Raw genomic sequence first — 25696 nt, forward strand, 5'->3', positions numbered from 1 at the left:
TGCGCTCACCGCCACCCTACGAGGCCGCGGCGCGGCTGCGCTCCAGCAGGCGCGCCACGCGTCGAGGACCGCCTTCCACCTGTTCGACGAGGTTCAGCCGCGCGTAGCGGAAGGCGTCGAGCACGGCCAGCATGTCGTCGCCGACGCCCTCGTCCAGGCCGCGCAGCGTGAGCAGCGGCAGCGGCTGGTTGTTCCAGACGGCGGCGACGAAGCGGGCGATGTCCGGGTGGCCTCGCTGGCCCGCCTCCTCGGCCCGGCGCAGGAGGCGGGCCAGCGCCTGCAGGCCAAGTTCCGTCGCCTCGTGCGCGCGGATTTCCTCCACCATCAGGCGCGCGCGTTCCAGCAGCGTGCCCTCGTGGTCCACGCGCAGCCGGTCGCCGCGCCCCACCACCAGCTGCACTTCCTGGATGCGCTCGAGGTTCGCGTGGTGGCGGCGCTCGCGTTCTGCCTGGTTCATGGCGGATTCCCCTTCCAGCCCGGGTGCTGCCCTTGTACTGCAGCGCAGCCGCGCGGGGAAGCGGACCTGCCCGGAGGCCCCGCGTTCAGGCGAGCTTCATCAGCTCGGTCGCGAGCTCCTGCGGCATGTCCACCATGATGTCGTGGCCGCACGGCATCCTCAGCACGCGCCATCCGGGCTGGCCTTCGAACTTCGCGGCGAAGTAGCGGAAGGGGCTCGGGTCCCAGCCATCCGCCAGGATGTAGACGCGCTGCTTCACCGCCGCGCCGGCGCCCGACAGCAGGATGGGCACCTCGAAGGTGGCCAGCGCCTGCGGCACGCAGCGCCGGTCCACCCAGGCGCGGTTCGGCTCCGAGATGTTGAAGGCCGCGGCGGGGATCGGCGCCATGAGGCCGCTGTGCTCCGCCTGCGCGCTGCCGCGGAAGGCCGAGAGGAACTGGTTCGCCACCTCGGGGCCGAGCGCGATCGGCAGCAGCCCGTTGAGGGACTGGCCGTTCTGCGGCACGAAGGCATCCAGGTACACCAGCGCCTTCACGCGATCGGCCATGCGGTCGGCCACGCCCGTGATCACCATGCCGCCGTAGGAATGGCCGCAGAGCACCACGTCCGACAGCTCCTCCGCCTCGATCGCGCCGCAGACGTCGCGGATGTGCGTCTCCAGCGTGATGCGCTCGCTCGCCTCTCCTTCACGCTGCGTTGGGGGGCAGCCATCTTGGTCCCGGCGGGCGGGCCCGTAAAGCTGCGGTGCGGGAAGGGCGCAGCTCAGCCGCGCGCGCTGGCCAGGGCGCTGTTGCCGCGCTCCATCACGCGCAGGCAGCGGCGGGCCAGCGCGTCGATGCAGGCGAGGTGTTCTTCCAGCTGCGGCCGGACGTCGGGCGCGGGGCCCGCGGGCGTGGCCGGCTGGGTGCTGCGCCACAGGGCGTGGACCAGGTCGGCGTGCGAAACGAGCAACGCGGCCCAGGCGGCGGCCACGTCGGGCAGCAGCGTGCAGTCGCGCTGGATCTCGTCGATCTCCTCGCTGACGATGCGATAGAGTTCCATGTCCAGCCAGGTCGCCGCCAGCTTGCGCACGTGCCGCTCGTAGCGGGCGAGCGCCGTCGCCGCATGGAGCGCGGTGGCGCGCATGGCTGGAAAATGGCTGGCCGACATGGATCCCCCTCGCTGCGCGGCCCGGCCGCGCAAGCCTCTGTCCCTGGAGGGACAGCATAGGCCCGGCGTGGAGAAATTGTCGAGTGAGTCCTTCCTTGCAGCTCGGCTATTGACGCGCCGAGCCGACAGAGACGCACGATGACCGAAGCAGTCGACGCCAACGATGCCTACCGCCAGGCCCGCCCCGGCCGCCGCGTGATCGGCTGGAAGCTGCCGCGCGGCGAACGCGACACCTTGCTCGCGCGCTTCGCGCCCGCCTATGCGAACGTGGTCGCCGACCACGTCACCCTGCGCGCGCACGTGGATGCGCGCTCGGCCTTGCCGCCGGCCACCACCGGGCTGATCGTCGGGCGCAGCGACGACGGGCGCGGCGTCGAAGCGATGGTGGTGCGGCTCGAAGGCAGCACCGACCGGCCGGACGGCAGCACCTACCACGTCACCTGGTCGCTCGGCCCGAACCGCCGCGCTGTCGAGAGCAACGACGTGATCGCCCGGCACGGCTGGCAGCCGGTGGATCCGCCGGTGCCCGTCACGCTGGAGCCCGCGCTGTTCTGAATGCGCTATGGTGCGGGCCCATGGCCCCGCCTGCATCCATCGTGTCCGCCTTCACGCCGCAGGGTCCCCTGCGCGCCGCGATCAACCTCGGCAACCCGATCCTGGCCGGCCGCGATCCGGCCACCGGCGAAGCGCGCGGCGTGTCGGTGGACCTCGCGCGCGAATTCGCGCGCCGGCTCGGCGTGCCGCTGCAGCTGGTGGTCGTCGACACGGCCGGCAAGTCGGTCGACATCGTCGCGGGCGAGCAGGCGGACATCGGCTTCTTCGCCATCGACCCGAAGCGCGGCGAGCACATCGCCTTCACCGCGCCCTACGTACTGATCGAGGGCTGCTATCTCGTGCGCGAGGATTCGCCCCTGCAGGCCAACGAGGAAGTGGACCGCGCCGGCAACCGCGTGGTGGTGGGCCGCGGCAGCGCCTACGACCTGTACCTCGCGCGCGAACTGAAGCACGCGCAGCTGGTGCACGCGCCTTCTTCTCCCGCGGTCGTGCAGCACTTCGTCGACACCGGCGCCGAGGTTGCCGCCGGCGTGAAGCAGCAATTGGAGATGGACGCGCGCCGCATCGGCGGCCTGCGGCTGCTGCCGGGCCGCTTCATGGTGATCCGGCAGGCGATGGGCTGCCCGCGCAGCCGCGGCGCCGAAGCGGCCGGGGCGCTCGCCGCCTTCGTGGAGGAGATGAAGGCGAGCGGCTTCGTCGCGCAGGCACTGGCGCGCCACGGCATCGCAGGGGCTTCGGTGGCGCCGGCGGGAAGCTGAGCCGCAGGGGCGCGGCAGCTGCCTCAGCCGTCCCCACGGCGCGCCGCCCAAACCTATACTGGCCCGCACTTTCGCGCAGCCATGCCCTTGCACCGACTCTTCCTTTCCCTTTCCGCCCTGCTGGCCATGCTGGCACTGCAGCCCGGCGTCGCTTCCGCGGCCCTGCTGGACCAGCCCCTGCCGCCCGAGCAGTTCCAGGCCTGCGTGGAGCGCCTCGCGGACCAGACCGCGCTCTCGGGCCGGCCGCTCTCGCGCGCCGACTTCGAACGGATCGCGGCGAACGCGCGCTACGACGATCGCGTGCGCCAGTCGCTGCTGGTGCAGGCCGGCGAGCCGACCTACTGGTGGGACGAGCTCGCCGCCGTCACCGACGACGACCGCGTGCAGCAGGGCCAGCGCGTGCTGGCGCAGAACCTCGACACGCTGCAGCGCATCGAGACGCAGTTCGGCGTGCCCAAGGAGATCGTCGTCGCCATCTACGGCATCGAGACCAACTACGGGCCCTCGCAGGGCAAGATCCCCGTGCTCGATGCGGCGCTGAGCCTCGCCTGCCTGCGGCCCTGCCCGGAAAGCGCGAACACGCCGGGCAGTTGCATGGCGCGCGAGCGCGCGTACGCCACGGTGCGCGTGCTGCGCGACGGGCGGGTGCGGCCGGAGAGCTTCCAGGGTTCCTGGGCGGCCGCCTTCGGGCGCACGCAGTTCGTTCCCGACAGCTTCGAGCAGCTCGCGGTGGACTTCGACGGCGACGGCGTCGCCGACATCATCAACTCCGAAGCCGACGCCTGGGCCACGACGGCCAACCACCTGAAGCAGCGCGGCGGCTGGAACATGGCCGTTCCGGTGTACGTGGAGGTGAGCATCCCGGCGGCGCAGCAGGCGGAGTTCAACACCGGCGGCGAGTCGAAGCGCTACCAGGACCGCGCGAAGCCGATGTCGCAGTGGGCGGCCATGGGCTGGACGGGCTTCGGTCCCAACGGCGAGAGCGTGCCGCTGCAGTTGCCCGGCGACGCGGAGGTCTATCCCTTCCTGCCGGTGGGACTGCCGGGGCCGGCCTTCCTGGTCACGCGCAACTTCGACACCATCCTGCGGTACAACCGCTCGGTGCGCTACGTGATGGAAGTGGCGCTGCTCGCGCGCCGCATCGCGGGCGGGCCCGGCTTCTTCACGCCCTGGCCGACCGACGATCCCGGCCTGAGCCGCGCGCAGGTGCGCGAACTGCAGGCGTGGCTTGCGCAGCGCGGACACACCGACGTGGTGCCCGACGGGGTGATGGGCCGCATCACGCGCGACGCGATCGCGGCGGAATTCGCCGCCAGGGGATTGCCGCCGCAGCGGCGGGTGGGGCAGCGCACGCTGCGCCTGCTGATGGCGCCGTCCTAGGGCGACAGCATCGAGATGTCGAGCGGCCAGGGGTGCTCGCCGGCGCGCGCCTGCGGGCCGAGGTCGAAGCGCAGGCGCAGCTGAAGGCGCTCGCGCCACAGGCCCCGGCCGGCGGCGGGGCGCGCGGCGATCGCGTTCGCATCGCCGACCAGCAGGGCCGAAGGCAGGCCCCCCACGTGCACCTGTCGCACCTGTTCGCCGCGGCGCTCGAACACGAGCGCGTAGCCCTCGCGCACGTTGCTCTGCACTTCCACTTCCACGGGCGCGGCCAGTTCCACGTAGCCACGGGCGACGTCGGCCTCGGAGATGGTGAGCGTGGATGGCGGCGCGATGCGGATGCTGGCGTGGCGCAGCACGGTGGCGCGCACCACCACCGCCTGCGAGGCGCCGGCCGCTGCCTGCGTGCCGGGCAGCAGCAGGCCCAGCACCGCGGAGGCGGTGGCGAGGCAGGAGCGCAGGCAGGCGGGCATGGAGGTCATTCTGGAAAGCGGCGGGGATGAGCGGCAAGCAGCGGGCGACGGATGGCGAGGCTCGCGGATTACTTCCGGACCGCCTGGTGGCGCATTCCCGTGATGCAGATCACAGCGATGCCCTCCAGGCACGACAGGACGCCCCCGCAGTGCGGGTTTGTCTGGAGTCGCCGGTCAGGTCAGGCCCAGGCCCGCGAAGGTGCTCATGGGCGAGCCGGCCAGGGGCGGCAGCATGATCGAAGCCTGGGTGACGTTCTCGTCCTCCAGCTCCGTGGCCACCAGGCCGTCGCGCACCTCGTCGCCGAGGCGCTCGTGCAGCGTCGCATAGCTCGACGCGGAGAGGTAGATCGTTCCGGGCGAGCAGGCGGCCAACGCCGACTCGGCGTGGTCGATCGCATTGCCGATGACGAAGCGGTGCGCCACGCCATCGAGCTCGAAGAAGGCGACGACCGCGCGCGCCGTGTTGAGCGCGGTGCGCACGCGGCCGTGTCCGCCCAGGCGCTGCAGCACCACCGCGGCACGCAGCGCCGCGCGCGCTTCGTCGCAGGCCAGCACGATGTCGGCGGCGCGCGAGGCCTCCAGCCGGCCGGCCAGCCGCTGGGCCAGGACGTCGCGGTCGGCCGGGTTGCCGCGCACCAGCGGCACGTCGGCCACGAGCAGCGTGAGCTCGCGCTCCTCGAAGCGGATGGTGCCGAAGGCGGGGCCCAGGAACAGCTGGCGCCACAGCTCGGCGCCGCTGTGGCGCAGGATGCGCTCGGACAGCGCTTCCAGCAACGCGGCGCGGCCGCGTGCCAGCTCGGATTCGCCGCCGCTGGCGGCCATGCTGATTTCCCGAACGACTTCCATGCTGCTTCCTTTTCGATGCTGCGCACGTCGCGCCTGTCTGTTTCAAAGTGTTGCACCAGCGCGGCCGTGAGGGAAGGCGTGATTGGCTGTACCCGGCCTTGGGAGTTTTATGTAGGCGCCGCGATCGCCCCCGGGGCGCGCGGACCTTGCACAGAATGGCCTCCATGGCGCGCGACACCTTCGAATGGGCGGCCTGCATCGGCCGCTTCCAGCTGTTCCACAACGCGCAGCTGGCGCTGATCCGCGAGGCGCTGCGGCTGGCCCCGCGCTGCGCGGTGCTGGTCGGCTCCGCGTACCAGGCGCGCTCGCCGCGCCATCCCTTCACGTGGCAGGAACGCGTCGAGGCGATCCGCCTCGCGCTCGCCGAGGACGAGCGCGCCCGCGTCCACTTCGTGCCGGTGCGCGATGTGTACGACGAACATCGCTGGGTGCGCCAGGTGCAGGAGGCGATGGCGCAGCTGGCCGGACATCCGAATCCGCGCGTGGTGCTGGTGGGCCACCGCAAGGACCCGACCAGCGACTATCTCGCCGCCTTTCCCGGCTGGCCGCTGCACGACGTGGGCCGGCAGGGCGAGGTGCACGGCAAGGCGCTGCGCGCGCTCCTCTACAGCCCGGGATCGCTGGAGGCGGCGCTCGCCGCGATGACGCAGCAGGTGCCGCCCAGCATGCTGGAGTTCCTGCGCGCGTGGGCGCAGCTGCCCTTCCTGGCGCGGCTGCGCGAGGAATGGGCCGAGCTCGCCGAGGAACACGACAAGTGGGCGATGGCGCCTTATCCGCCGGTGTTCGTGACGGTCGACGCCGTCGTGCGCGTCGCCGACCAGGTGCTCCTGATCCGGCGCGGACGCGCGCCGGGCAAGGGGTTGCTGGCGGTGCCCGGCGGCTTCATCGAGCAGCGCGAGACGGCCTACCAGTCGGCGGTGCGCGAACTGCAGGAGGAAACCGGCTTCGAGCTGCTGCCGGTGGAGATGGCCCACGCGATGAAGCAGATGCGCGTCTTCGACCACCCGGACCGCAGCCAGCGCGGTCGCGTGATCACGCACGCCTTCTACTTCGACCTGGGCGAGCGCATGCTGCCGGAGATCGCCGGCAGCGACGACGCGGCGGAGGCGCGCTGGGTGCCGATCGCGGAACTGCCCTCGCTGGAGGAACAGTTCCACGACGACCACTTCCACATCCTGGACGCGTTCCTGGGGATCACGTCACCGGCGCCGGATTGAACAGCACCAGCTGGTTGTGCAGCTTCCACTGCTCGGCCCAGGTCTTCCGGCCGCTGGCCACGTCGAGCATCAGGCGGAACAGCTGCCAGCCCACGTCCTCGATGCTGGCCTTCCCTTCGGCGATGCTGCCCGCATCCACGTCCATCAGGTCGTGCCAGCGGCGCGCGAGATCGCTGCGCGTCGCCACCTTGATGACCGGCACTTCGGCCAGGCCGTAGGGCGTGCCGCGGCCCGTCGTGAACACGTGCAGGTTCATGCCGGCGGCCACCTGCAGCGTGCCGCAGATGAAGTCGCTGGCGGGCGTGGCGGCGTAGTACAAGCCCTTGCCCTTCAGCTTCTCGCCGGGCGGCAGCACGCCGGCTATGCGCGAGGAGCCGGACTTCACGATCGAGCCCATCGCCTTCTCGACGATGTTGGCGAGGCCCCCTTTCTTGTTCCCCGGCGTCGTGTTGGCGCTGCGGTCCACGCTGCCGCGCTGCAGGTAGGCGTCGTACCAGGCCATCTCGCGCACGATCGCCTGCGCCACTTCGGGCGTGGCGGCGCGCGCGGTGAGCTGGGCGACCCCGTCGCGCACCTCGGTGGTCTCGGAGAACATCACGGTGGCGCCGGCGCGCACCAGCAGGTCGGTGCAGAAGCCCACGGCCGGATTGGCCGTGACGCCGGAGAAGGCGTCGCTGCCGCCGCACTGCACGCCCACCACCAGCTCGCTCGCGGGGACGGTCTCGCGCCGGCGGCGGTCGAGGCGCGCGAGGTGCACCTCGGTCTGGCGCAGGATGGAGTCGACCATGGACATGAAGCCGACGTGCGCTTCGTCCTGCAGGCAGACGACATCCAGGCTCGGATCCTCTTCGCGGTGTTCCGCGATGGGAATCGTGCCGGGCGGCATCAGGCGTTCGGGCTGCAGCTTCTCGCAGCCCAGGCTCACCACCATCACCTCGCCGCCGAAGTTCGGGTTGAGGCTGATGTTGCGCAGCGTGCGGATCGGGATCACCGCGTCGGGCGCATCGATCGCGACGCCGCAGCCGTAGCCATGCTCCAGCGCCACCACGTCGTCGACGTTCGGGTACTTCGGCAGCAGCTGCGACTTGATGCGTTCGATGGCGAAGCGCGTGACGCCGGCCACGCACTGCACGGACTGCGTGATCGCGAGGATGTTGCGCGTGCCGACGGAGCCGTCCGGGTTGCGGTAGCCCTGGAAGGTGTAGCCCTCCAGCGGCGCGGCGGGTGCCGGGGCCGCGGTCGCCATCGGCAGGTCTTGCAGGCCGCGCGCCGCGGGCATGCGCAGCAGGCGCTCGTGCACCCAGCTGCCGGCGGGGATGGCGCGCTCGGCGTAGCCGATGGGCACGTCGTAGCGGCGCACGGCCTCGCCGGCGGGAATGTCCACCAGGGCCACCTTGTGCCCCTGCGGAACCTTCTCGCGCAGAACCAGCCCGCCGGCCAGCACCGCGCCCGCGGGCAGCCCGCCGTCATTGGCGACGATGCCGACGTTGTCGGCGGGGTGCATGGTGATGATGAGGGGCTCGGTCATTTGTCTTTCCTCCCTCTCCCCTTTGGGGAGAGGGTTGGGGTGAGGGCGGCGCGGCACGGCGCCACCACCCTCACCCCCGCCCTCTCCCGCGAGCGGGAGAGGGAGTGGTGCGGGTCATCGGATGAGGCAAGGCTTCTTCGGGTCGAACTTCCAGTCCCGCAGCACGAGCCCGCCCTCCAGCACCGCGCCCGCCGGCAGCCCGCCGTCATTGGCGACGATGCCGACGTTGTCGGCGGGGTGCATGGTGATGATGAGGGGCTCGGTCATTTGTCTTTCCTCCCTCTCCCCTTTGGGGAGAGGGTTGGGGTGAGGGGCGGCGCGGCACGGCGCCACCACCCTCACCCCCGCCCTCTCCCGCGAGCGGGAGAGGGAGTGGTGCGGGTCATCGGATGAGGCAGGGCTTCTTCGGGTCGAACTTCCAGTCCGGCACCAGGAACTGCATCGCGATCGCGTCGTCGCGGGCGCCCAGGCCGTGCTGCTGGTAGAGCGCGTGGGCCTTCGCCAGTTCCGCTTCGTCGATCTCCATGCCGAGGCCCGGCTCCTTCGGCACCTGCACGTAGCCGCCCTCGATCTTCAGCGGCTCCTTCGTCAGGCGCTGCCCGTCCTGCCAGATCCAGTGCGTGTCGATCGCCGTCACCTTGCCGGGCGCGGCGGCGCCGACGTGCGTGAACATGGCCAGCGAGATGTCGAAGTGGTTGTTGGAATGCGAGCCCCAGGTCAGGCCCCAGTCGCGGCAGGTCTGCGCCACGCGCACCGAGCCGGCCATCGTCCAGAAGTGCGGGTCCGCCAGCGGGATGTCCACCGCCTGCAGCGCCAGCGCGTGCGCCATCTGGCGCCAGTCGGTGGCGATCATGTTGGTCGCGGTCGGCAGGCCGGTGGCGCGGCGGAACTCCGCCATCACCTCGCGGCCGGAGAAGCCTTCCTCGGCGCCGCACGGATCCTCGGCGTACGCGATCACGCCGTGCATGTCGCGCATCAGCCGGATGGCGTCCTTCAGCAGCCAGCCGCCGTTGGGATCGAGCGTCACGCGCGCCTGCGGGAAGCGCTCGTGCAGCGCGCGGATCGCCTCGACTTCCTCCTCGCCGCGCAGCACGCCGCCCTTGAGCTTGAAGTCCTGGAAGCCGTAGCGCGCCTGCGCCGCCTCCGCCAACCGCACCACCGCCTGGGGCGTCAGCGCTTCCTCGTGCCGCAGACGCAGCCAGTCGTCCTGCGCATCCGGCTCGGACGCGTAGGGCAGGTCGGTCTTGCGACGGTCGCCGACGTAGAACAGGTAGCCGAGCATCTGCACGGCCTCGCGCTGCTGGCCCTCTCCGAGCAGCGCCGCGACCGGCACGCCCAGGTGCTGGCCTTGCAGGTCCAGCAGCGCCGATTCCACGGCGGTCACCGCGTGGATGGTGGTGCGCAGGTCGAAGGTCTGGTTGCCGCGCCCGCCGGCGTCGCGGTCGGCGAACTTCGCGCGCATCGCATTGAGCACCGCCTGCAGGTTGCCGATCGGCTGGCCTTCCACCAGCGGGCGGGCGTCCTCCAGCGTCCGGCGGATCTTCTCGCCGCCCGGCACCTCGCCCAGGCCGGTGTGGCCGGCGCTGTCGGTGACCAGGACGACGTTGCGCGTGAAAAAGGGCGCATGCGCGCCCGAGAGGTTGAGCAGCATGCCGTCCCGGCCGGCGACCGGGACCACGCGCATGCCCTTGACGACAGGGGACATCGTCAGTCGGCGCGGATGTTCCGCGCCTCGATCAGGTTCTTCCACTTCGCGTACTCCGCGGCCTGGAACTTCGCGAACTGCTCCGGCGTGTTGCCCACGATCTCGAAGCCCTGCGCCAGCAGCTTGTCCTTGATCGAGGGATCGTTCAGCGCGGCGACGATCGCGTCGTGCAGCTTCGCCTTGATGTCCGCGGGCAGGCCCCTCGGCGCCGCGACGGCTTGCCAGGATTGCACTTCGGCACCCTTGACGCCCTGCTCGGCGAGCGTGGGCACGTCGGGCAGCAGCGGCGAACGCTGCGCCGAGGAGATGCCCAGCGCGCGCACCTTGCCGGCGCGGATGTGCTGGATGATGCTGTTGATGTTCACGAAGGCCGCGTCCACCTGGCCGCCCAGCAGGTCGTTGATGGCGGGGCCGCCGCCCTTGTACGGCACGTGCAGGCCTTCGGTGTGGCTCTGCTGCCAGAACAGTTCGGCCGAGAGGTGGTCGGAGGAGCCGTTGCCGGAAGAGGCGAAGCTCACCTTGCCGGGCGTGCGCTTCAGGTGCGCCAGCAGGTCGGCCAGGTTCTTGTCGGCCGACGCGGCGGGCACGACCAGCACGTTCGGCGCCTGCACCAGCACCGTGATCGGGTCGAGGTCCTTCAGCGCGTCGTACTGCACGCCCTTGATCAGGTGCGGCGCGATCACGAACGGGCCGAGCGAGGACACGAACAGCGTGTAGCCGTCGGCGGGCGCGCGCTTCACGAAGGCGGCGCCGATCGTGCCGGTGGCGCCGGGCTTGTTGTCGATGACGAAGGTCTGGTTGAACTTCTCCGACAGCTTCTGGCCGATGACGCGGGCGATCGAATCGGTGGAGCCGCCCGGCGGGAAGGGCACGACCATCGTGACGGGCTTGTCGGGCCAGGCCGCGAAGGCGGAAACGGTGGCGGACATGGCGAGCGCCAGGCCCAGCAGGGTCTTCTTGATCATGGGTCTCCTTGGGTGGTGTGTTTACTGCGCGCCCAGCTTGCGGATCAGGGCGGCCAGTTCCTCGACTTCCTGCGGCTTCAGGTCCGACAGCGGCGGCCGCACCGGGCCGGCGCCGTGGCCGACCAGCGCGGCGCCGGCCTTCACGATGGACACGGCGTAGCCCTGGCCCTTGTTGCGGATGGCCAGGTAGGGCAGGAAGAATTCGTCGATCAGGCGGCGGGTGGTGGTCAGGTCGCCGCTGGCATACGCGTTGTAGAACTCGATCGCCGTGCGCGGGATGAAGTTGAACACCGCGGAAGAATAGGTGGGCACGCCCAGCGCCTTGTAGGGCGCGGCGTAGACCTCGTGCGTCGGCATGCCGCCGATGAAGGCGAAGCGGTCGCCCAGCCGGTGGCGGATGGAGACGATGCGCTCGATGTCGCCGAGGCCGTCCTTGAAGCCGATCAGGTTGGGGCAGCGCTCGGCCAGCTTCAGCAGCGATTCGGCCGTGAGCCTGGTCGCGCCGCGGTTGTAGACCACCACGCCGATCTTCACGCTCCTGCAGACGGCTTCCACGTGCGCGACCAGGCCGTCCTGCGTCGCCTCGGTCAGGTAGTGCGGCAGCAGCAGCACGCCCTGCGCGCCGTTGCGCTCGGCTTCCTGCGCGTACTTGATGGCGAGCGTGGTGCCGCCACCGGCGCCGCCCACGATGGGCACGCGGCCGCGGCAGGTGTCGGCGGCCGTCTTGATGACGGCGGCGTATTCCTGCGGTTCCAGCGAGAAGAACTCGCCCGTGCCGCCGGCAGCGAACAGCACGCTGGCGCCATAGGGCATGAGCCATTCCAGGCGGGCGGCGTAGCCCTTCGGATCGAAGCGCAGCTCGCTGTCGAAATCGGTGAGCGGGAAGGACAGCAGCCCGGAGGAGAGGGCCTTCTTCAGTTCGTTCGGGGACATGGCGGGATCAGCTAAGAGGTAGGACATCGTACAACACGGAATCTGATGGGGCAATGCTTACCGGCCGAAGTCCTAGCGCATTTCGGCGAGCCGCCGCCGCCGCTCCCGGCTGTTCGCCAGGTGCGTGCGCATGGCCGCGCGGGCCGCTTCCGGCTCCTGGCGGCTGATCGCGTCGACGATGCTCTCGTGCTCGGCGTTCACCCGGCGCAGGTAGGCCTCGCGCTCGGGCGTGAGCGGGCCGGTCGGCTCCAGCCGGGCCCGCGGGATCATCATCCCGCCCAGCGTCGCCATCAGCTCGGAGAAGTGGTGGTTCTGCGTGGCCCGGGCGATCTCGAGGTGGAACTGGAAGTCGGGGCCGACCGCGTCACGGCCTTCCTCGACGGCGCTGTGGAAGGCCTGGAGCGCGTTGCGCAGGCTGGCCAGGTTCTCCGGCGTGCGGCGCATGGCGGCGAGGGCCGCGCTTTCCGTCTCCACGGCGATGCGCAGCTCCAGCACGGCGATCACGTCCTGCAGCGTCCCCAGCTGCTCGGGCGAGATCCGGAAGGTGGTGGCGTCGCCCAGGCCGACGGCGAAGGTGCCCACGCCGTGCCGTGTCTCCACCAGCCCGGCGGCCTGCAGGCGCGAGATCGCTTCGCGCACGACGGTGCGGCTGACGCCGAACTCTTCCATGATGGCCGCCTCGGTGGGCAGCTTCTCGCCCGGTCCCAGCGAACCGTCGCGGATGCGCCCCGCGAGCGCGTCGACCACGTCGTGCGCGAGGCTGCGGGGGCGGCGGCGGGCCACTTCGTTCATGGAGGAAATCTCGGAGCTTGCTTGTACGACGACCGATGAGGACGACGATCGTTCCCGCCAATGTAGCAGGCCCGGCGTCGAGGGCCGGGCCCGCGGCGCTCACGCCTGCCGCGTCAGCTCGGATTCCACCTCGGGCAGCATCCGCAGCCCCCAGTAGGACGCCCCACCGATTGCCACGCCGAAGAACCAGCCGTACAGGCCCCACCAGGAGGGCAGCAGCGTGGTGAACGTCGGCAGCAGCGTGGAGAACACGATGCCGATGCCGGCGGCGACCAGCGCCTTCACGTGCCAGCCGCCCAGGTAGCGGTAGCGGCCGTTCTCGCGATAGAGCTCGTCGACGTCGATGCGGCCGCGGGCGACCAGGTAGTAGTCGACCATGATGATCCCGAACAGCGGGCCCATGGTGGAGCCGATCGCGCCGACGAACACGGCGGCGCTGCCCTCCCAGGGCGCGAAGGGATAGAGCACCAGCGCGATCAGCGCCGCGATGTAGCCGCCGCGGTTGAAGCCGATCTTGCGCGGGAAGGTGTTGGAGATGTCGAAGGCCGCCGAGACGAAGTTCGCGACCACGTTGATGCCCAGCGTCGCGACGCAGAAGGTCAGGGCGGCGACGGCGGCGAGCACCCAGCTGTCGAACTTGGCCGAGACCTGGTCGGGGTGGATCAGCACCTCGCCGTACACCTGCCAGGCCGCGATGGTGGTGACGCCGGCCACCAGCGAGAACAGCATCAGGTTCACGGGCAGGCCCCACAGGTTGCCCTTCATCACGGCCTTCTCGTCCTTCGCGTAGCGCGTGAAGTCGCAGAAGTTGAGGTACAGCGCGGCGAAGTAGGTGATCCACACGGCGGCGACGGCCATCAGCGCGGTCGGCGAGCCGGGCGTGCCCGGCACGCCGGCGTCCTTGGTCTTTTCCAGCAGCACGTCGTGCGGGATGGTGCTCTCGAAGGAGAAGCCGCCGGCCTTCACCACCAGCCCGATGGCGAGCACCAGCATCGCGAGCCACACGCCGGGACCGGCCCAGTCCTGGAAGCGGCGCACCGTCTCCATGCCGTGCTGGATGATCAGCAGCTGCAGCGCCCAGACCACCACGTAGCAGATCACCTCCAGGCCCGAGTGGCCCAGGAACTGCACGTCCTTGTGGAAGGCCATGACCTCCGGCGAGCGCGTGAGCAGCGCGACGATCGCGCCGGACGCGGCGGCCGTCTGCGCGCCGTACCAGAAGCAGGCGACGACGGCGCGCACCAGCGCGGGGAAGTTGGCGCCCCAGACGCCGAAGGAGGCGCGCGCCAGCACCGGGTAGGGCACCCCGGTGCGCGCGCCGGCCAGGCCCACCAGGCTCATCAGCAGGTAGATCACCAGCGAGCCGATGCCGATGGCGAGCAGGAAGTTGACGAAGCTGCCGCACATCAGGAACAGGCTGGCGGCGAGGAAGTAGCCCCAGAGGCTGTGCACGTCCGAGGTCCAGACGTTGAAGATGCTGAAGGCGCCCCACGTCCGCTGCGCGGGCGTGGTCGGCGCCAGGTCCTGGTTGGTGAGTGCGGGGCTGTAGCCCCGGGCGGTCCATTCGGCAGGGTTCATGGCGCGGGCTCCTGAAAGGGGAGGGACGTGCCATTCCAGCACGGTCGCGGCCAAAAGAAAAGCGCCGCTGCGCGGCGCTTCCCTGGGTGCCCGCCTCCGCGGGCATGACGAAGCGTCTAGTGTGCTTCCGCCTGCTGCGCCGCCAGGATCACCGCGCCCTGGTCTTCCTTGGCGCCGTTGAAGAACAGGTTCAGCAGCACCGCGGCCACCGACGACAGCAGGATGCCCGACTCGATCAGCGGGTGGATCGCGTGCGGCATCCACTGCTTGAACTGCGGGGCGATCAGCGGGATCATGCCGATGCCGATGGAGATCGCGACGATCAGCGCGTTGTTGCGGTTGGTCTTGAAGTCCACGCCGGCCAGGATGCGGATGCCGGTGGCGGCCACCATGCCGAACATCACGATGCCGGCGCCGCCCAGCACCACGGTCGGCAGCGATTCCACCAGCGCGGCCATCTTGGGCAGCAGCCCCAGCACCAGCAGGATCACGCCGCCGGCGACGCACACGAAGCGGCTGCGCACGCCGGTCACGGCCACCAGGCCCACGTTCTGCGAGAAGCTGGTGTAGGGGAAGGTGTTGAAGATGCCGCCCAGCAGCGTGCCCAGGCCGTCGGTGCGCAGGCCGCGCGCCAGCGCCGGCTGGTCGACCTTGCGGCCCGTCATCTCGCCGAGCGCGAGGAACATGCCCGTGGACTCGATCATCACCACGATCATCACGATGGTCATGGTCAGGATCAGCATCGGGTCGAACTTCGGCATGCCGAACTGGAAGGGCAGCACGATGTCCACCCAGGCGGCCTTGCCGACCTTCTCGAAGGTCATCAGGCCCATGGCCGTCGCCACCACGCCGCCGATCACGATGCCCAGCAGCACCGAGATGTTGGCGATGAAGCCGCGCGCGAACTTCGCGATCAGCAGGATCGAGACGAGCACCAGCGCCGCGATGCCGACGCCGGTGAGGTCGGCGTACTTCGGGTTGGGGATCGTGGGCACGATCGCCAGTCCCTTGGGCACGGCCGGCAGCGCGGAGCCGGGGGCGCTGCCCGCGGCCGTGATCCTGGCGAGCCACTCCGCGTGCTCCGGGTTCACCACCGACGGCGCGGTCGGCCCGAAGGGGTTGCCGAAGATCCAGTTGATGCCGATGCGCATCAGGCTGATGCCGATCACCGCGATGATGGTGCCGGTGACCACCGGCGGGAAGAAGCGCAGCATCCGGCTGACCAGCGGCGCGATCAGCAGCGAGATCACGCCGGCCCCGATGATGGCCCCGAAGATCAGCTGCGCCCCCTCGACGCCGGAAGTGGCGTTGGCCATGGCCACCATGGGCGCGACGGCGGCGAAGGTCACGCCCATCATCACCGGCAGCTTGATGCCGAACCACTGCGTCGCGCCGAGCGACTGGATCAGGGTGACCAGGCCGCAGCAGAACAGGTCCGCCGAGATCAGCATGGCCACGTGCTCGGGCGAGAGCTTGAGCGCCCGGCCGACGATCAGGGGAACCGCCACGGCGCCGGCATACATCACCAGCACGTGTTGCAGTCCCAGTGCGGCGAGCTTGCCCGTGGGCAGGCGCTCGTCTACGGGATGGGTGTCCGTCATCGCTGTCTCTCCTTCGTGCGCGAGGCGGCGGCCTCGATCGTGCACCAAACTGTATACACGGGAGCGCACACGAGCAGCTGGTGAAAACCCCCGGACGGCCTTGCAGTGCGCTTGCGTCCGGGGCTTGACGGCGCGCGGCTTTTCAGGCGAGCAGGTCGCGCAGCGTGCGGGCCACGACCTTGGTGGCGCGCCGCAGGTCCTCGAGCTCCAGGCGTTCGTCGGCGCGCTTGGCGTGCGACTCCAGCACCGTGCGCGGCCCGGCGCCGTAGATCACGCCGGGGATGCCGGCCTCGCCGTACAGGCGCACGTCGGTGTAGAGGGGCGTGCCCATGGCCGGGATGGCCTGGCCGAACACGGCCTCGCCGTGGCGCTGCAGCGCCTCCACCAGCGGTTTGTTGCCGGGCAGGGGCTTGAGCGCGTTGGCGAGCAGCATGCGGCGGATCTCCACCTCGATGCCGGGGAAGCCGGCGGCCGCCTCGGCGATCACGCGGCGGATGGTCGCCTCCACTTCCTGCGGGTTCTCCTCTGGAATCATGCGGCGGTCCAGCTTCAAGACCACCTTGCCGGGAACGACGTTGGTGTTGGTGCCGCCCTGGATCAGGCCCACGTTGAGGTAGGGGTGCTTGATGCCGGCGACCTTGGACGTCACCTGCTTGTACAGGGTGTTCTGCGCGTACAGCGCGTTCAGGATCTTCACCGCGCCCTGCAGGGCGTCGACGCCGGTGTCGGGCACGGCGGCGTGCGCCATCTTGCCGTGCACCGTCACCTCCAGCTGCAGGCAACCGTTGTGGGCCGTCACCACCTCGTAGCTGAAGCCCGCGGCGATCAGCAGGTCGGGCTGGGTCAGCTTGTTCTTCAGCAGCCAGCCCGGGCCCAGTTCGCCGCCCCACTCCTCGTCGTAGGTGAAGTGCAGCTCGACGCCGCCCTTGAGCTGTGCCCCCAGCGATTCCAGCGCCCGCACGGCGAAGGTGAAGCTCGCGAAGTCGCTCTTGCTCACGGCGGCCGCGCGCCCGTAGATCCTGCCGTCGACGATCTCGCCGCCGTAGGGATCGTGGGTCCAGCCCTCGCCCGGCGGCACCACGTCGCCGTGGGCGTTCAGCGCGATGGTGCGGCCCTCGCCGTAGCGGCGGCGCACGATCAGGTTGGTGATGGACTGCAGGCCATAGGCCTTCACCTCGGCTTCCGGCACCGGATGCTTCTCGGCCTCGAAGCCGAAGGGCTTGAGCAGTTCGGCGGTGCGCTCGGCGTGCGGCGCGTTGTTGCCGGGCGGCGTGTCGGTGGGAACGCGCACCAGTTCCTGCAGGAAGCGCACTTCCTCGTCGAAGTGCGCGTCGATCCAGGCGTCCAGTCGGTCGTAGTCGCTCATTGCTCTTCTTTCGCGAGGGCCTCCAGCAGCTGCTGGAAGGCGAGGACGGCCAGCTGCATGTCGTCGCTGGTCGTGGATTCGAGGGGGTTGTGGCTGATGCCGGCGTTCTGGCCGCGCACGAACAGCATGGCCTGCGGCAGGATCTCGTGCAGCTTCATCGCGTCGTGGCCGGCGCCGCTGGGCATGCGGAAGAGCGGCAGGCCCAGCGCCTGCACGGCGGCCTCCCAGCGCTGCTGCCAGGCGGGCGCGCTCGGCGCGGCGGCGGCGCGCATCGTCTCCTCGACGCTGTGGTGCAGTCCGCGGCGCTCGCAGATTTCGCGCAGCTTCGCCAGCACGTCGGCGACGAGCGCATCGCGCTGCGGGTCGTTGGGCGCGCGCAGGTCCAGCGAGAACAGGCAGCGGCCCGGCACCACGTTGATGGAGCCGTTGGGGACCTGCAGCATGCCGATGGTGCCCACCGAATCGCCGTCGCGCGCGGCCCGCTGCTCCACGTAGAGCGCGAGCTCGGCGACGGCCACGGCGGCGTCGCGCCGGCGATCCATGGGCGTGGTGCCGGCGTGGCTGGCCATGCCGGTCACCTCGCACTGGTAGCGCACGCCGCCGTTGATGGAGGTGACGACCCCCAGGGGCAGGTCGAGCTCATTGAGCACCGGGCCCTGCTCGATGTGGACCTCGACGAAGCCGAGGTAGCGCTTCGGGTCGCGCTTCAACGCCGCGATCGCCTCCAGCGTCGCCGGCAGGCCGGCGCTGCGCATCGCGTCGCGCATCGTGATGCCGTCGGCGTCCTTCTGGTCCAGCCAGGCCGGATTGAAGTGGCCGGTGAGCGCGCCGGAGCCCAGGAACGTGGCCTTGTAGCGCTGGCCTTCCTCCTCGGCGAAGGCCACCACTTCGATGCCGAAGGGCAGGCGCCGCCCGGCGCGGGACAGTTCGCGCACGCAGGCGAGCGGCGTGAAGATGCCCAGGCGCCCGTCGTACTTGCCGCCGTTGCGGACGGTGTCGTAATGCGAGCCGGTGAGCAGGAACTTCGCGCCGGCGCTTGCGCCGCGGTACCGCCCCACCACGTTGCCGACCGCGTCGATCTCCACCTCGTCGAAGCCGCATTCGCGCATGTCGGCGACGATCTGCTGCGCCGCCGCGCGGTGGGCGTCGGTGAGGTAGGTGACGGTGAGCTGCCCCTTCTCGGCATAGCCCGGGTCGCTGTGGCGCGCCAGGCGCTCCTGCCAGTCCCACACGCGGTTGCCCAGTTCCGGCTCCACGCCGAACTTGTCGTTCAGGCGCAGCTCCACGATGCGGTGGATGTTGCGCAGCGCCTCGGCCCGCTCGAAGTCCGGATGGTTCTCCAGGCGGCGCGCGAAGGTCTCGATGATCTCCCGCCGGTGCAGGCCGGTGCCGCGCGGGCCCCGCACGGCCAGGATGAAGGGGAAGCCGAACTTCGCGTTGTAGTCGGCGTTGAGCTGCTGGATGCGCGCGAATTCCTCGGGCGTGCAGTCCGTCAGGCCCGCCTTGCCCTGCTCGTTCGTCGATTCGGCCGTGAGCGTCTTCGCCACCATCGCCTTGCCGGCGAGTTCCGGGTGGGCGCGGATGAGCGCCAGCTGGCGGTCCTCGCCAGCCTTGCGCACCACGTCCGCCATCGCCTGCTTCAGGTGGCCCAGCGAGCGGAAAGGCCGCTGCGCCAGCGCTTCCTGCGCGATCCAGGGCGAGTGTTCGTACAGGCCGTCCAGGAGGCGGGCCGCTTCGGCGGCGTCGGCCGCATTGAGTTGTTCGATCGTGAGTGCCATGTCAGGCCTCCTGCCAGGGGTGCACCTGCTGCCAGTGGCGCGCGATGTCGATGCGGCGGCAGACCCACACGCGGTCGTGCTTCGCGACGTGGTCCAGGAAACGCTGCAGCGCGGTGATGCGTCCCGGGCGTCCGAGCAGGCGGCAGTGCATGCCGATGCTCATCATCTTGGGCGCCTCCTCGCCCTCGGCGTAGAGCGCGTCGAAGCTGTCGCGCATGTACTGGAAGAAGGGGTCGGCGTGCGAATAGCCCTGGGGCAGCGCGAAGCGCATGTCGTTGCAGTCCAGCGTGTAGGGCACCACGAGGTGCGGCACCGTGCTGCCGTCGCTCTTGCGCACCTTCATCCACAGCGGCAGGTCGTCGCCGTAGTAGTCGCTGTCGTAGGCGAAGCCGCCGTAGTCCGCCACGAGGCGGCGGGTGTTGGGGCTGTCGCGGCCGGTGTACCAGCCCAGGGGCCGGTCACCGGTGAGCTTCTCGATGGCTTCCATGGCCAGGCGCATGTGCTCGCGCTCCACGGCCTCGGGCACGTCCTGGTAGTGGATCCACTTCCAGCCGTGGCAGGCGATCTCGTGCCCGAGCTCCACGAAGGCCCGCGCCACCTCGGGCGAACGCTGCAGCGCCATGCCGATCCCGAACACGGTGAGCGGCAGGCCGCGCTTCTCGAACTCGCGCAGGATGCGCCAGACGCCGGCCCGGGAGCCGTATTCGTAGATGCCCTCCATGGAGAGGTGCCGCCCGGGGTAGGCCGCCGGGTTGAACATCTCGGAGAGGAACTGCTCGGAGGCCGGGTCGCCGTGCAGCACGCAGTTCTCGCCGCCTTCCTCGAAGTTCAGCACGAACTGCACGGCGATGCGGGCCTTGCCGGGCCATTGCGCGTGCGGGGGGTTGCGGCCGTAGCCGGCGAGGTCGCGCGGGTACGCCGCGGTGCAGTCGTAGATGGTGTTCATGCCAGGGCCAGGGCGATGTCGTGGGAGGGAAGGGTGCGGTCGAAGGCGAGGCTTTCCTCGACGTGCAGCAGGTGCTCGTTCATCAGCTTCACGGCCCGCTTCTCGTCCTTCGCGGCCAGCGCCTTCACCAGCTCCACGTGCTCCTCCTGCGAGTGGGCCGTGAAGCTGTCGCGCTGGTACATGAGCGTGATCAGCGAGCTGCGCGAGACCAGGTCGCGCAGGATCTGCGCCAGCACGCCGTTGTCGGCGAGTTCGGCGATGCGCACGTGGAAGTCGCCCAGCAGCTGCTGGCGCTCGCGCGGGTCCGGCCCTTCCATCGCGGCCTTCTCCTGCGCCATGTGGTCGCGCAGCGCCTTGATCTTGGCGGGCGTGACCTTGCGGATGAATTCGCGCACGACCTCCGCCTCCAGCAGGCGCCGGACCTGGAACACCTGCCGCGCCTCGGCTACGCTGGGCACGGCGACGAAGGCGCCGCGCGCCGGCTCCATGCGCACCAGGTGCTTCTGCACCAGCTGGAACAGCGCCTGCCGCACGAGCGTGCGCGAGACGCCGAAGTGGTCGGCCAGCTTCTGCTCCGCCAGCTTGGTTCCGGGCTGCAGGCGGTGTTCGACGATCGCGCGGGTCAGCGCGTCGACGATCGTGCGGGTGGGGGAGGGCGCCATGCGGGCATGATAGCCGCGCGAACCGAAACTGTATACACTGCGGTGGACACTTCTCGGAGATCGCCATGGGCCTGAGCACCCACGTCCTCGACACCATGCACGGCACGCCGGCCGCCGGCATGGCCGTGGAGCTTCATGCCACCGGCCCGGGGGCGCCGGTGCTGGTCAAGCGCTTCGTGCTGAACGGGGACGGCCGCAACCCGGACGGGCCTCTGTTCGACAACGCGAGCCTGAAGCGGGGTACGTACCGGCTGGTGTTCGACGTCGCGGCGTACTTCCGCAGCCGCGGCGTCGAACTGCCCGACCCGCCGTTCCTGGACCGGGTCGCGCTGGACTTCGGCGTGGCCCGCACCGACCAGCACTACCACGTGCCGCTGCTGGTGAGCCCCTGGAGCTATTCGACGTACCGGGGCTCGTGACGGGCGCTCAGTCCTGTCCTTCGGTGAGCGTATCCAGCTGGAACTTGCCGCTCTTGTGCCACAGCCAGGTGTCCGTGTAGACCACCTTGCCCATGCGGGCCGGCACGGGGAAGGGCGCGGCGGCGCGGACGGTGCGCTCGATCTCGGCGATGACTTCCGGTGCGTGCTTCGGCGCGCGCATCCAGCTCAGGTGGCGCACGTTGCCGCGGCCGTCCACTTCCACCTGCAGCACGCCGATCGCGTAGAGCAGGGGCGGCATGCGGCCCTTCCAGATGCGGTCCTGGTTCAGTTCGTACAGGTGGTGCGCGGCGTCGGCGCGGTAGGCGCGCGGATTGGTCGCCTGGGAGCTCTTGATCGTCATCGCCGGCTGCGGCGCGGGCTGCGGCGCGACCCGGGGCGCCACCGCCACCTGGGGCGGCGGTGCGGCGGGCGCCTTGGGCGGCTCGGGCGGCGCGGAGGTGGAACAGGATGCGAGCAGGGCGGCGGTGCCCAGCAGCGCGGGATTCAGGGAACGCAAGGTCGGGTGATACTTCATGATCATGGCTCCTGGCCAAATGGCACGCAGGCAGCGTGCCCGCGCGAATCTACAACGGAAGGGCTGCTCGCCCCGCTGACCATGGTTACCAAAGGCTTCGCATCCTTGCGATCGGCCGCGGACTGAGGCATGCCGACCGCCAAGGAAGTCACGGACAGGCTGGCCGCCGAGGACGCGGTGTTGGTTCGCGTCCACGAAACGGCGGGCTCGGTGCCGCGCGAAGTGGGCGCCTGGATGGCGGTTTTCCGCGACACGGTGGCCGGCACCATCGGCGGCGGGCACCTGGAACTGCAGGCGATCGAGGAGGCGCGCCGGCGCCTCGCGGGCGGCGAAGGCGAGCCGGTGCTGCGCTATGCGCTCGGGCCTTCGCTCGGCCAGTGCTGCGGCGGCGTGGTGCGCCTGCGCTTCGAGCGGCTCACGGCGGCGGACGCGCCGGCGCTCGCGCAGCGCCTGCAGGCGGAGCTGGCGCCGCTGGCCCTCTTCGGCGGCGGCCACGTGGGCAAGGCGCTGGTGCGCGTGCTGTCCGCGCTGCCCTTCGCCGTCACCTGGATCGACAGCCGCGACGAGATCTTTCCCGAGGACGTGCCGGGCAACGTCCAGTGCGAGCACTCGGATCCGGTGCAGGCCGCCGTGGCGGACCTCGCGCCCGGCTCGCGCGTGCTGATCATGAGCTTCAGCCACGCGGAGGACCTGGACATCGTCGCCGCCTGCCTCAAGCGCCTGCGCGAACGCGGCGACCTGCCCTACGTCGGCCTGATCGGCAGCAAGACCAAGTGGGCGACCTTCCGCCACCGCCTGGAGGAGCGCGGCTTCCAGCACCAGGAGCTGGCGCAGGTCACCTGCCCGATCGGCGTGCCCGGCATCACCGGCAAGCAACCCGAAGTGATCGCCGTCGCGGTGGCCGCGCAACTCCTGCAAACCCCGCTTCCTTGAGCGACCGAAGGTGTATACACTCCGGTCCACAGTCGCAGCGGCGTTCATTGGATCCCCATTCCAATGAAGTGACGCGACCCGTCTCTGCTCAGAGCGCCCGCGGTGGTGAGCAGGTCCTCCGATGGACAGCCATGGAAAGCTATCTTCTCGACTGGGCCAACCTGCTGCTGCGCTGGCTGCACGTGATCACGGCGATCGCCTGGATCGGCTCCTCCTTCTACTTCGTCTTCCTCGACAGCAGCCTCACGCCCGCGGCCGACCCGAAGCTGCGCGCCGAGGGCGTGACCGGTGAACTGTGGGCCGTGCACGGCGGCGGCTTCTACCACCCGGTGAAGTACGCGGTGGCGCCGCCGCAGCTGCCGCCGCACCTGCACTGGTTCTACTGGGAGGCGTATTCGACGTGGATGTCGGGCTTCGCGCTCTTCACGGTCTCCTACCTCTGGAACGCCAGCACCTACCTGATCGACGCATCGCTGATGCACTGGACGCCGGGCGCCGCGATCGGCATCGCGCTGTCCTTCCTGGTCGTCTTCTGGATGCTGTACGACGCCATCTGCCAGTTCTTCGGCCACCGGAAGAACGGCGACGCGATCGTCGGCGCGCTGGTGCTCGTGCTGGTGTGCGTGGCCGCCTGGCTCGCCTGCCACTGGTTCGCGGGCCGCGCGGCCTTCCTGCTGGTCGGCGCGATGATCGCCACGGCCATGAGCGCCAACGTGTTCTTCTGGATCATCCCCGGCCAGAAGAAGGTGGTGCAGTCCATCGCGGCGGGCCAGCCCGTCGACCCGATCCACGGCCAGCGCGGCAAGCAGCGCAGCGTGCACAACACCTACTTCACGCTGCCGGTGCTGTTCGCGATGCTGTCCAACCACTACAGCTTCCTCTACACGCACAAGCTGAACTGGCTGGTGCTGATCCTGATGATGTTCGCCGGCGCGGCCATCCGGCAGTTCTTCGTGATGCGCCACGGCTGGAAGCTGGGACGCAACCGCCATCCCGCCGGCTACGCGCTCGTGGGCGTGGCCGTGATCGCGGCGACGCTGGTGTGGCTCGCGCCGCAGCAGGCGGCGGACGCCGGTGTCCAGGCCGCGGCCGCTCCCGCCGATTACGCGGCCGTGCGGCCGGTGCTCGAGCAGCGGTGCTACCAGTGCCACGGCGCCGAGGTGCAGATGAAGAACGTGCGCCTCGATTCGCCCCAGGGCCTGAAGCAGCACGCGCAGGCCGTGTACCAGCAGGCGGTGGTGGCCAAGACGATGCCGCTCAACAACGCCACGCACATCACCGACGGCGAACGCGCCCTGATCGGCCGCTGGTTCGAGGCCGGCGCCAGGGTGGACTGAGCGGGCGGCGATACTCGGGGCTTCCGTTTCCTCCTGCCCCACGATGTCCCGCTCCTCGCTCCTGACCGCCCTGGCCGCGGCCGCGCTGCTCGCCGGCTGCAACACCTACCCGATCGTGATCGGCCCCGTGGGGCTGGACAACAGCTCGCAGGCGGCGCCGCGCTGCGGCCCGCAGCAGTATCCCTTCCACGCGCTGGAAAACCAGCAGCGCGGCGACGTCTTCCTGCGCGTGGCCGTCGATCCCGCCGGCGCGGTCCGCACGGCGGCCGTGGCGACCTCCAGCGGCAGCCCCTTCCTCGATGCCGCCGCGCTCGACGGCGTGCGCTTCTGCCGCTTCCCGCCCGCGGCGGCCGAGCGGCAGGCGACCGTCGTGTTCGCCTACGAACTCGTGGGCGGCGACGAATACCTGCCGCGCGGCGTCGTGAACGTCGGCGTGCCGGGGAGCGCGCGATGAACCCACCCGATCCGCGGGCGCAGCCCCGCGCCTTCCTGGAACACCTGTACCGCGCTGCCGTGCACCGCGCGCTGCCGCTGCACAACACCGCCGCGTTCCTGCCGAAGCCGCCGCGCGGCCGCACGCTGGTGCTGGGCGCCGGCAAGGCGGGCGGTGCGATGGCGCAGGCCGTGGAGGCGCTGTGGCCTCAGGATGCGCCGCTCTCGGGCCTGGTCGTCACGCGCTACCACCACACGCCGCCGCGCCCGGCGGGCCTCCCCGAGCGCATCGAGGTGGTGGAAGCGGCGCACCCGGTGCCCGATGCCGCGGGGCTGCAGGCGGCCGAACGCATCCTCGCGCTCACCAAGGGGCTCACGGCCGACGACCTGGTGCTGTGCCTCATCTCCGGCGGCGGCTCCGCGCTGCTGACGCTGCCGGCCGAAGGCCTCACGCTGGCGGAGAAGCAGCGCATCAACCGCGACCTGCTGAACTCCGGCGCGAACATCACCGAGATGAACTGCGTGCGCAAGCACCTCTCGCGCATCAAGGGCGGCCGGCTCGCCGCCGCGTGCGCGCCCGCGCAGGTGGTGACGCTCACGATCAGCGACGTGCCGGGCGACGACCCCTCGGTGATCGCCAGCGGCCCAACGGTGCCCGACGCGACCAGCTGCGCCGACGCCGTCGCGATCCTGCAGCGCTACCGCATCGAGGTGCCCGGCGCCATCATGAGCCTGCTGGAGCAGGGCGCGCTGGAGACGCCGAAGCCCGGCGACGCCGTGTTCCGGGGCCACGCCGTGCACATGATCGCGACGCCGCAGCAGTCGCTGGAGGCGGCCGCGGCGGCGGCGCGCGCGATCGGGCTGGAGGCGCACATCCTCAGCGACGAGATGGAAGGCGAGTCGCGCGAGGTGGGCAAGGTGCACGCGGCGCTGGCGCGGGCGGTCGCGCTGCGCGGCCAGCCGTTCCGCCGGCCGTGCGTGATCCTGTCCGGCGGCGAGACGACCGTCACCGTGCGTCCGCAACCCGAAGGCACGCCGCGCGGGCGCGGCGGGCGGGCGGGGGAGTTCTGCCTGGGGCTGGCGCAGGCGCTGCAGGGGCAGGCGAACGTGTGGGCGCTGGCGGCGGACACCGACGGCATCGACGGCGTGGAGGACAACGCGGGCGCGTTCGTCGCGCCGGACACGCTGGCGCGGGCGGCGGCGCAGGGGATGAAGGTGGACGGGTATCTCGCCCGCAACGATGCGTACGGGTATTTCCAGGCGCTGGGCGACCTGGTGGTCACCGGGCCGACGCATACGAACGTGAACGACTTCCGGGCGATCCTGGTGCTTTAAAACAGAAAGCGGAATACCG

The 25696-nt window shown here is 70.6% G+C and carries 27 protein-coding genes; 9 read left to right on the forward strand and 18 right to left on the reverse strand.

Annotated features, from left to right (window positions below; all coding sequences use genetic code 11):
• Window positions 1-16: 16 nt before the first annotated feature.
• The 3 genes from ACY0MJ_RS13450 to ACY0MJ_RS13460 all read right to left on the reverse strand — a co-directional run bounded on the left by ACY0MJ_RS13450 (window position 17) and on the right by ACY0MJ_RS13460 (window position 1582).
• Window positions 17-457 (reverse strand): DUF7673 family protein, encoded by a 441-nt coding sequence (locus ACY0MJ_RS13450; RefSeq protein WP_462638979.1) that lies wholly within the window; start codon window positions 455-457, stop codon window positions 17-19.
• Between the two features lie 85 nt (window positions 458-542).
• Window positions 543-1298, reverse strand: coding sequence for an alpha/beta fold hydrolase (locus tag ACY0MJ_RS13455; RefSeq protein ID WP_462639094.1), 756 nt, complete (start codon window positions 1296-1298; stop codon window positions 543-545).
• On the reverse strand, window positions 1220-1582 hold the full coding sequence (locus ACY0MJ_RS13460; protein ID WP_462638980.1) for a hypothetical protein: 363 nt from the start codon (window positions 1580-1582) through the stop codon (window positions 1220-1222). The genes ACY0MJ_RS13455 and ACY0MJ_RS13460 overlap by 79 nt, the downstream gene beginning before the upstream one ends.
• 162 nt (window positions 1583-1744) lie before the next feature.
• Between ACY0MJ_RS13460 and ACY0MJ_RS13465 the strand changes: the two genes are divergently transcribed.
• From ACY0MJ_RS13465 to ACY0MJ_RS13475, 3 genes are all read left to right on the forward strand, one after another.
• Window positions 1745-2161: a hypothetical protein gene (locus tag ACY0MJ_RS13465; RefSeq protein WP_462638981.1), complete on the forward strand. Its 417-nt coding sequence runs from the start codon at window positions 1745-1747 to the stop codon at window positions 2159-2161.
• A gap of 20 nt (window positions 2162-2181) precedes the next feature.
• Entirely contained in the window at window positions 2182-2919 is a 738-nt protein-coding gene (locus tag ACY0MJ_RS13470; protein WP_462638982.1) for an ABC transporter substrate-binding protein, read from the forward strand.
• An 87-nt stretch (window positions 2920-3006) separates the two neighbouring features.
• Entirely contained in the window at window positions 3007-4299 is a 1293-nt protein-coding gene (locus tag ACY0MJ_RS13475; RefSeq protein ID WP_462638983.1) for a lytic murein transglycosylase, read from the forward strand.
• Here ACY0MJ_RS13475 and ACY0MJ_RS13480 read toward each other — a convergent pair.
• Complete coding sequence (locus ACY0MJ_RS13480; protein WP_462638984.1) at window positions 4296-4769, reverse strand: hypothetical protein; 474 nt, start codon at window positions 4767-4769, stop codon at window positions 4296-4298. The genes ACY0MJ_RS13475 and ACY0MJ_RS13480 overlap by 4 nt on opposite strands.
• A 174-nt stretch (window positions 4770-4943) precedes the next feature.
• Complete coding sequence (locus ACY0MJ_RS13485; RefSeq protein ID WP_462638985.1) at window positions 4944-5615, reverse strand: hypothetical protein; 672 nt, start codon at window positions 5613-5615, stop codon at window positions 4944-4946.
• A gap of 164 nt (window positions 5616-5779) precedes the next feature.
• Between ACY0MJ_RS13485 and ACY0MJ_RS13490 the strand changes: the two genes are divergently transcribed.
• Entirely contained in the window at window positions 5780-6832 is a 1053-nt protein-coding gene (locus ACY0MJ_RS13490) for an NUDIX domain-containing protein (protein WP_462638986.1), read from the forward strand.
• Here ACY0MJ_RS13490 and garD read toward each other — a convergent pair.
• The 12 genes from garD to ACY0MJ_RS13550 all read right to left on the reverse strand — a co-directional run bounded on the left by garD (window position 6810) and on the right by ACY0MJ_RS13550 (window position 20686).
• A complete protein-coding gene (garD, locus tag ACY0MJ_RS13495; RefSeq protein ID WP_462638987.1) occupies window positions 6810-8360 on the reverse strand; it encodes a galactarate dehydratase in 1551 nt (516 codons plus the stop codon). The two genes, ACY0MJ_RS13490 and garD, sit on opposite strands and share 23 nt — an antisense overlap.
• A gap of 114 nt (window positions 8361-8474) precedes the next feature.
• Window positions 8475-8627, reverse strand: coding sequence for a hypothetical protein (locus ACY0MJ_RS13500; RefSeq protein WP_462638988.1), 153 nt, complete (start codon window positions 8625-8627; stop codon window positions 8475-8477).
• 115 nt (window positions 8628-8742) lie between these two features.
• Complete coding sequence (gene gudD, locus ACY0MJ_RS13505) at window positions 8743-10065, reverse strand: glucarate dehydratase (protein ID WP_462638989.1); 1323 nt, start codon at window positions 10063-10065, stop codon at window positions 8743-8745.
• A 2-nt stretch (window positions 10066-10067) separates the two neighbouring features.
• Window positions 10068-11027 carry a Bug family tripartite tricarboxylate transporter substrate binding protein gene (locus ACY0MJ_RS13510; protein ID WP_462639095.1) on the reverse strand — a complete coding sequence of 320 codons (960 nt, stop codon included), beginning with the start codon at window positions 11025-11027 and terminating at the stop codon, window positions 10068-10070.
• A 24-nt stretch (window positions 11028-11051) separates the two neighbouring features.
• Entirely contained in the window at window positions 11052-11963 is a 912-nt protein-coding gene (gene kdgD / locus ACY0MJ_RS13515; protein ID WP_462638990.1) for a 5-dehydro-4-deoxyglucarate dehydratase, read from the reverse strand.
• Window positions 11964-12035: 72 nt separating this feature from the next.
• A complete protein-coding gene (locus ACY0MJ_RS13520; RefSeq protein ID WP_462638991.1) occupies window positions 12036-12755 on the reverse strand; it encodes a FadR/GntR family transcriptional regulator in 720 nt (239 codons plus the stop codon).
• Between the two features lie 99 nt (window positions 12756-12854).
• Complete coding sequence (locus ACY0MJ_RS13525; protein WP_462638992.1) at window positions 12855-14333, reverse strand: NCS1 family nucleobase:cation symporter-1; 1479 nt, start codon at window positions 14331-14333, stop codon at window positions 12855-12857.
• Between the two features lie 116 nt (window positions 14334-14449).
• Window positions 14450-15934 (reverse strand): nucleobase:cation symporter-2 family protein, encoded by a 1485-nt coding sequence (locus ACY0MJ_RS13530; protein WP_462638993.1) that lies wholly within the window; start codon window positions 15932-15934, stop codon window positions 14450-14452.
• Window positions 15935-16076: 142 nt separating this feature from the next.
• Window positions 16077-17300 (reverse strand): M20 family metallopeptidase, encoded by a 1224-nt coding sequence (locus ACY0MJ_RS13535; protein ID WP_462638994.1) that lies wholly within the window; start codon window positions 17298-17300, stop codon window positions 16077-16079.
• The gene (gene uraD / locus ACY0MJ_RS13540) at window positions 17297-19078 is read right to left on the reverse strand and encodes a 2-oxo-4-hydroxy-4-carboxy-5-ureidoimidazoline decarboxylase (RefSeq protein WP_462638995.1); all 1782 of its coding nucleotides are present in this window, start codon (window positions 19076-19078) and stop codon (window positions 17297-17299) included. Before uraD ends, ACY0MJ_RS13535 begins: the two co-directional genes overlap by 4 nt.
• Window position 19079: 1 nt before the next feature.
• On the reverse strand, window positions 19080-20024 hold the full coding sequence (gene puuE, locus ACY0MJ_RS13545; RefSeq protein WP_462638996.1) for an allantoinase PuuE: 945 nt from the start codon (window positions 20022-20024) through the stop codon (window positions 19080-19082).
• Window positions 20021-20686, reverse strand: coding sequence for a GntR family transcriptional regulator (locus tag ACY0MJ_RS13550; protein ID WP_462638997.1), 666 nt, complete (start codon window positions 20684-20686; stop codon window positions 20021-20023). The genes puuE and ACY0MJ_RS13550 overlap by 4 nt, the downstream gene beginning before the upstream one ends.
• 65 nt (window positions 20687-20751) lie before the next feature.
• On the opposite strand from ACY0MJ_RS13550, the gene uraH reads away from it, so the two are divergent.
• Entirely contained in the window at window positions 20752-21105 is a 354-nt protein-coding gene (gene uraH / locus ACY0MJ_RS13555) for a hydroxyisourate hydrolase (RefSeq protein ID WP_462638998.1), read from the forward strand.
• A 7-nt stretch (window positions 21106-21112) separates the two neighbouring features.
• Here uraH and ACY0MJ_RS13560 read toward each other — a convergent pair whose 3' ends face one another.
• Window positions 21113-21640, reverse strand: a complete 528-nt coding sequence (locus tag ACY0MJ_RS13560) for a hypothetical protein (RefSeq protein ID WP_462638999.1) — start codon at window positions 21638-21640, stop codon at window positions 21113-21115.
• A 129-nt stretch (window positions 21641-21769) separates the two neighbouring features.
• On the opposite strand from ACY0MJ_RS13560, the gene xdhC reads away from it, so the two are divergent.
• The 4 genes from xdhC (at window position 21770) to ACY0MJ_RS13580 (ending at window position 25677) form a co-directional block, all read left to right on the forward strand.
• Window positions 21770-22573 carry a xanthine dehydrogenase accessory protein XdhC gene (gene xdhC, locus ACY0MJ_RS13565; RefSeq protein ID WP_462639000.1) on the forward strand — a complete coding sequence of 268 codons (804 nt, stop codon included), beginning with the start codon at window positions 21770-21772 and terminating at the stop codon, window positions 22571-22573.
• Window positions 22574-22704: 131 nt separating this feature from the next.
• On the forward strand, window positions 22705-23910 hold the full coding sequence (locus ACY0MJ_RS13570) for a urate hydroxylase PuuD (protein ID WP_462639001.1): 1206 nt from the start codon (window positions 22705-22707) through the stop codon (window positions 23908-23910).
• A 43-nt stretch (window positions 23911-23953) separates the two neighbouring features.
• Window positions 23954-24364, forward strand: coding sequence for a TonB family protein (locus tag ACY0MJ_RS13575; protein WP_462639002.1), 411 nt, complete (start codon window positions 23954-23956; stop codon window positions 24362-24364).
• The gene (locus ACY0MJ_RS13580; RefSeq protein ID WP_462639003.1) at window positions 24361-25677 is read left to right on the forward strand and encodes a glycerate kinase type-2 family protein; all 1317 of its coding nucleotides are present in this window, start codon (window positions 24361-24363) and stop codon (window positions 25675-25677) included. Before ACY0MJ_RS13575 ends, ACY0MJ_RS13580 begins: the two co-directional genes overlap by 4 nt.
• Window positions 25678-25696 lie beyond the last annotated feature (19 nt).

It is taken from the genome of Ramlibacter sp. bp-362 (assembly GCF_054956735.1).

Excerpts from the sequence above, each read along its gene's own strand:
- ACY0MJ_RS13450 (WP_462638979.1), bottom strand. The coding sequence starts at position 457 with ATGAACCAGGCAGAACGCGAGCGCCGCCACCACGCGAACCTCGAGCGC.
- ACY0MJ_RS13460 (WP_462638980.1), bottom strand. The coding sequence starts at position 1,582 with ATGCGCGCCACCGCGCTCCATGCGGCGACGGCGCTCGCCCGCTACGAG.
- ACY0MJ_RS13465 (WP_462638981.1), top strand. The coding sequence starts at position 1,745 with ATGACCGAAGCAGTCGACGCCAACGATGCCTACCGCCAGGCCCGCCCC.
- ACY0MJ_RS13470 (WP_462638982.1), top strand. The coding sequence starts at position 2,182 with ATGGCCCCGCCTGCATCCATCGTGTCCGCCTTCACGCCGCAGGGTCCC.
- ACY0MJ_RS13480 (WP_462638984.1), bottom strand. The coding sequence starts at position 4,769 with ATGCCCGCCTGCCTGCGCTCCTGCCTCGCCACCGCCTCCGCGGTGCTG.
- ACY0MJ_RS13485 (WP_462638985.1), bottom strand. The coding sequence starts at position 5,615 with ATGGAAGTCGTTCGGGAAATCAGCATGGCCGCCAGCGGCGGCGAATCC.
- ACY0MJ_RS13490 (WP_462638986.1), top strand. The coding sequence starts at position 5,780 with ATGGCGCGCGACACCTTCGAATGGGCGGCCTGCATCGGCCGCTTCCAG.
- garD (WP_462638987.1), bottom strand. The coding sequence starts at position 8,360 with ATGACCGAGCCCCTCATCATCACCATGCACCCCGCCGACAACGTCGGC.
- ACY0MJ_RS13500 (WP_462638988.1), bottom strand. The coding sequence starts at position 8,627 with ATGACCGAGCCCCTCATCATCACCATGCACCCCGCCGACAACGTCGGC.
- gudD (WP_462638989.1), bottom strand. The coding sequence starts at position 10,065 with ATGTCCCCTGTCGTCAAGGGCATGCGCGTGGTCCCGGTCGCCGGCCGG.
- kdgD (WP_462638990.1), bottom strand. The coding sequence starts at position 11,963 with ATGTCCCCGAACGAACTGAAGAAGGCCCTCTCCTCCGGGCTGCTGTCC.
- ACY0MJ_RS13520 (WP_462638991.1), bottom strand. The coding sequence starts at position 12,755 with ATGAACGAAGTGGCCCGCCGCCGCCCCCGCAGCCTCGCGCACGACGTG.
- ACY0MJ_RS13525 (WP_462638992.1), bottom strand. The coding sequence starts at position 14,333 with ATGAACCCTGCCGAATGGACCGCCCGGGGCTACAGCCCCGCACTCACC.
- ACY0MJ_RS13530 (WP_462638993.1), bottom strand. The coding sequence starts at position 15,934 with ATGACGGACACCCATCCCGTAGACGAGCGCCTGCCCACGGGCAAGCTC.
- ACY0MJ_RS13535 (WP_462638994.1), bottom strand. The coding sequence starts at position 17,300 with ATGAGCGACTACGACCGACTGGACGCCTGGATCGACGCGCACTTCGAC.
- uraD (WP_462638995.1), bottom strand. The coding sequence starts at position 19,078 with ATGGCACTCACGATCGAACAACTCAATGCGGCCGACGCCGCCGAAGCG.
- puuE (WP_462638996.1), bottom strand. The coding sequence starts at position 20,024 with ATGAACACCATCTACGACTGCACCGCGGCGTACCCGCGCGACCTCGCC.
- ACY0MJ_RS13550 (WP_462638997.1), bottom strand. The coding sequence starts at position 20,686 with ATGGCGCCCTCCCCCACCCGCACGATCGTCGACGCGCTGACCCGCGCG.
- uraH (WP_462638998.1), top strand. The coding sequence starts at position 20,752 with ATGGGCCTGAGCACCCACGTCCTCGACACCATGCACGGCACGCCGGCC.
- ACY0MJ_RS13560 (WP_462638999.1), bottom strand. The coding sequence starts at position 21,640 with ATGAAGTATCACCCGACCTTGCGTTCCCTGAATCCCGCGCTGCTGGGC.
- xdhC (WP_462639000.1), top strand. The coding sequence starts at position 21,770 with ATGCCGACCGCCAAGGAAGTCACGGACAGGCTGGCCGCCGAGGACGCG.
- ACY0MJ_RS13570 (WP_462639001.1), top strand. The coding sequence starts at position 22,705 with ATGGAAAGCTATCTTCTCGACTGGGCCAACCTGCTGCTGCGCTGGCTG.
- ACY0MJ_RS13575 (WP_462639002.1), top strand. The coding sequence starts at position 23,954 with ATGTCCCGCTCCTCGCTCCTGACCGCCCTGGCCGCGGCCGCGCTGCTC.
- ACY0MJ_RS13580 (WP_462639003.1), top strand. The coding sequence starts at position 24,361 with ATGAACCCACCCGATCCGCGGGCGCAGCCCCGCGCCTTCCTGGAACAC.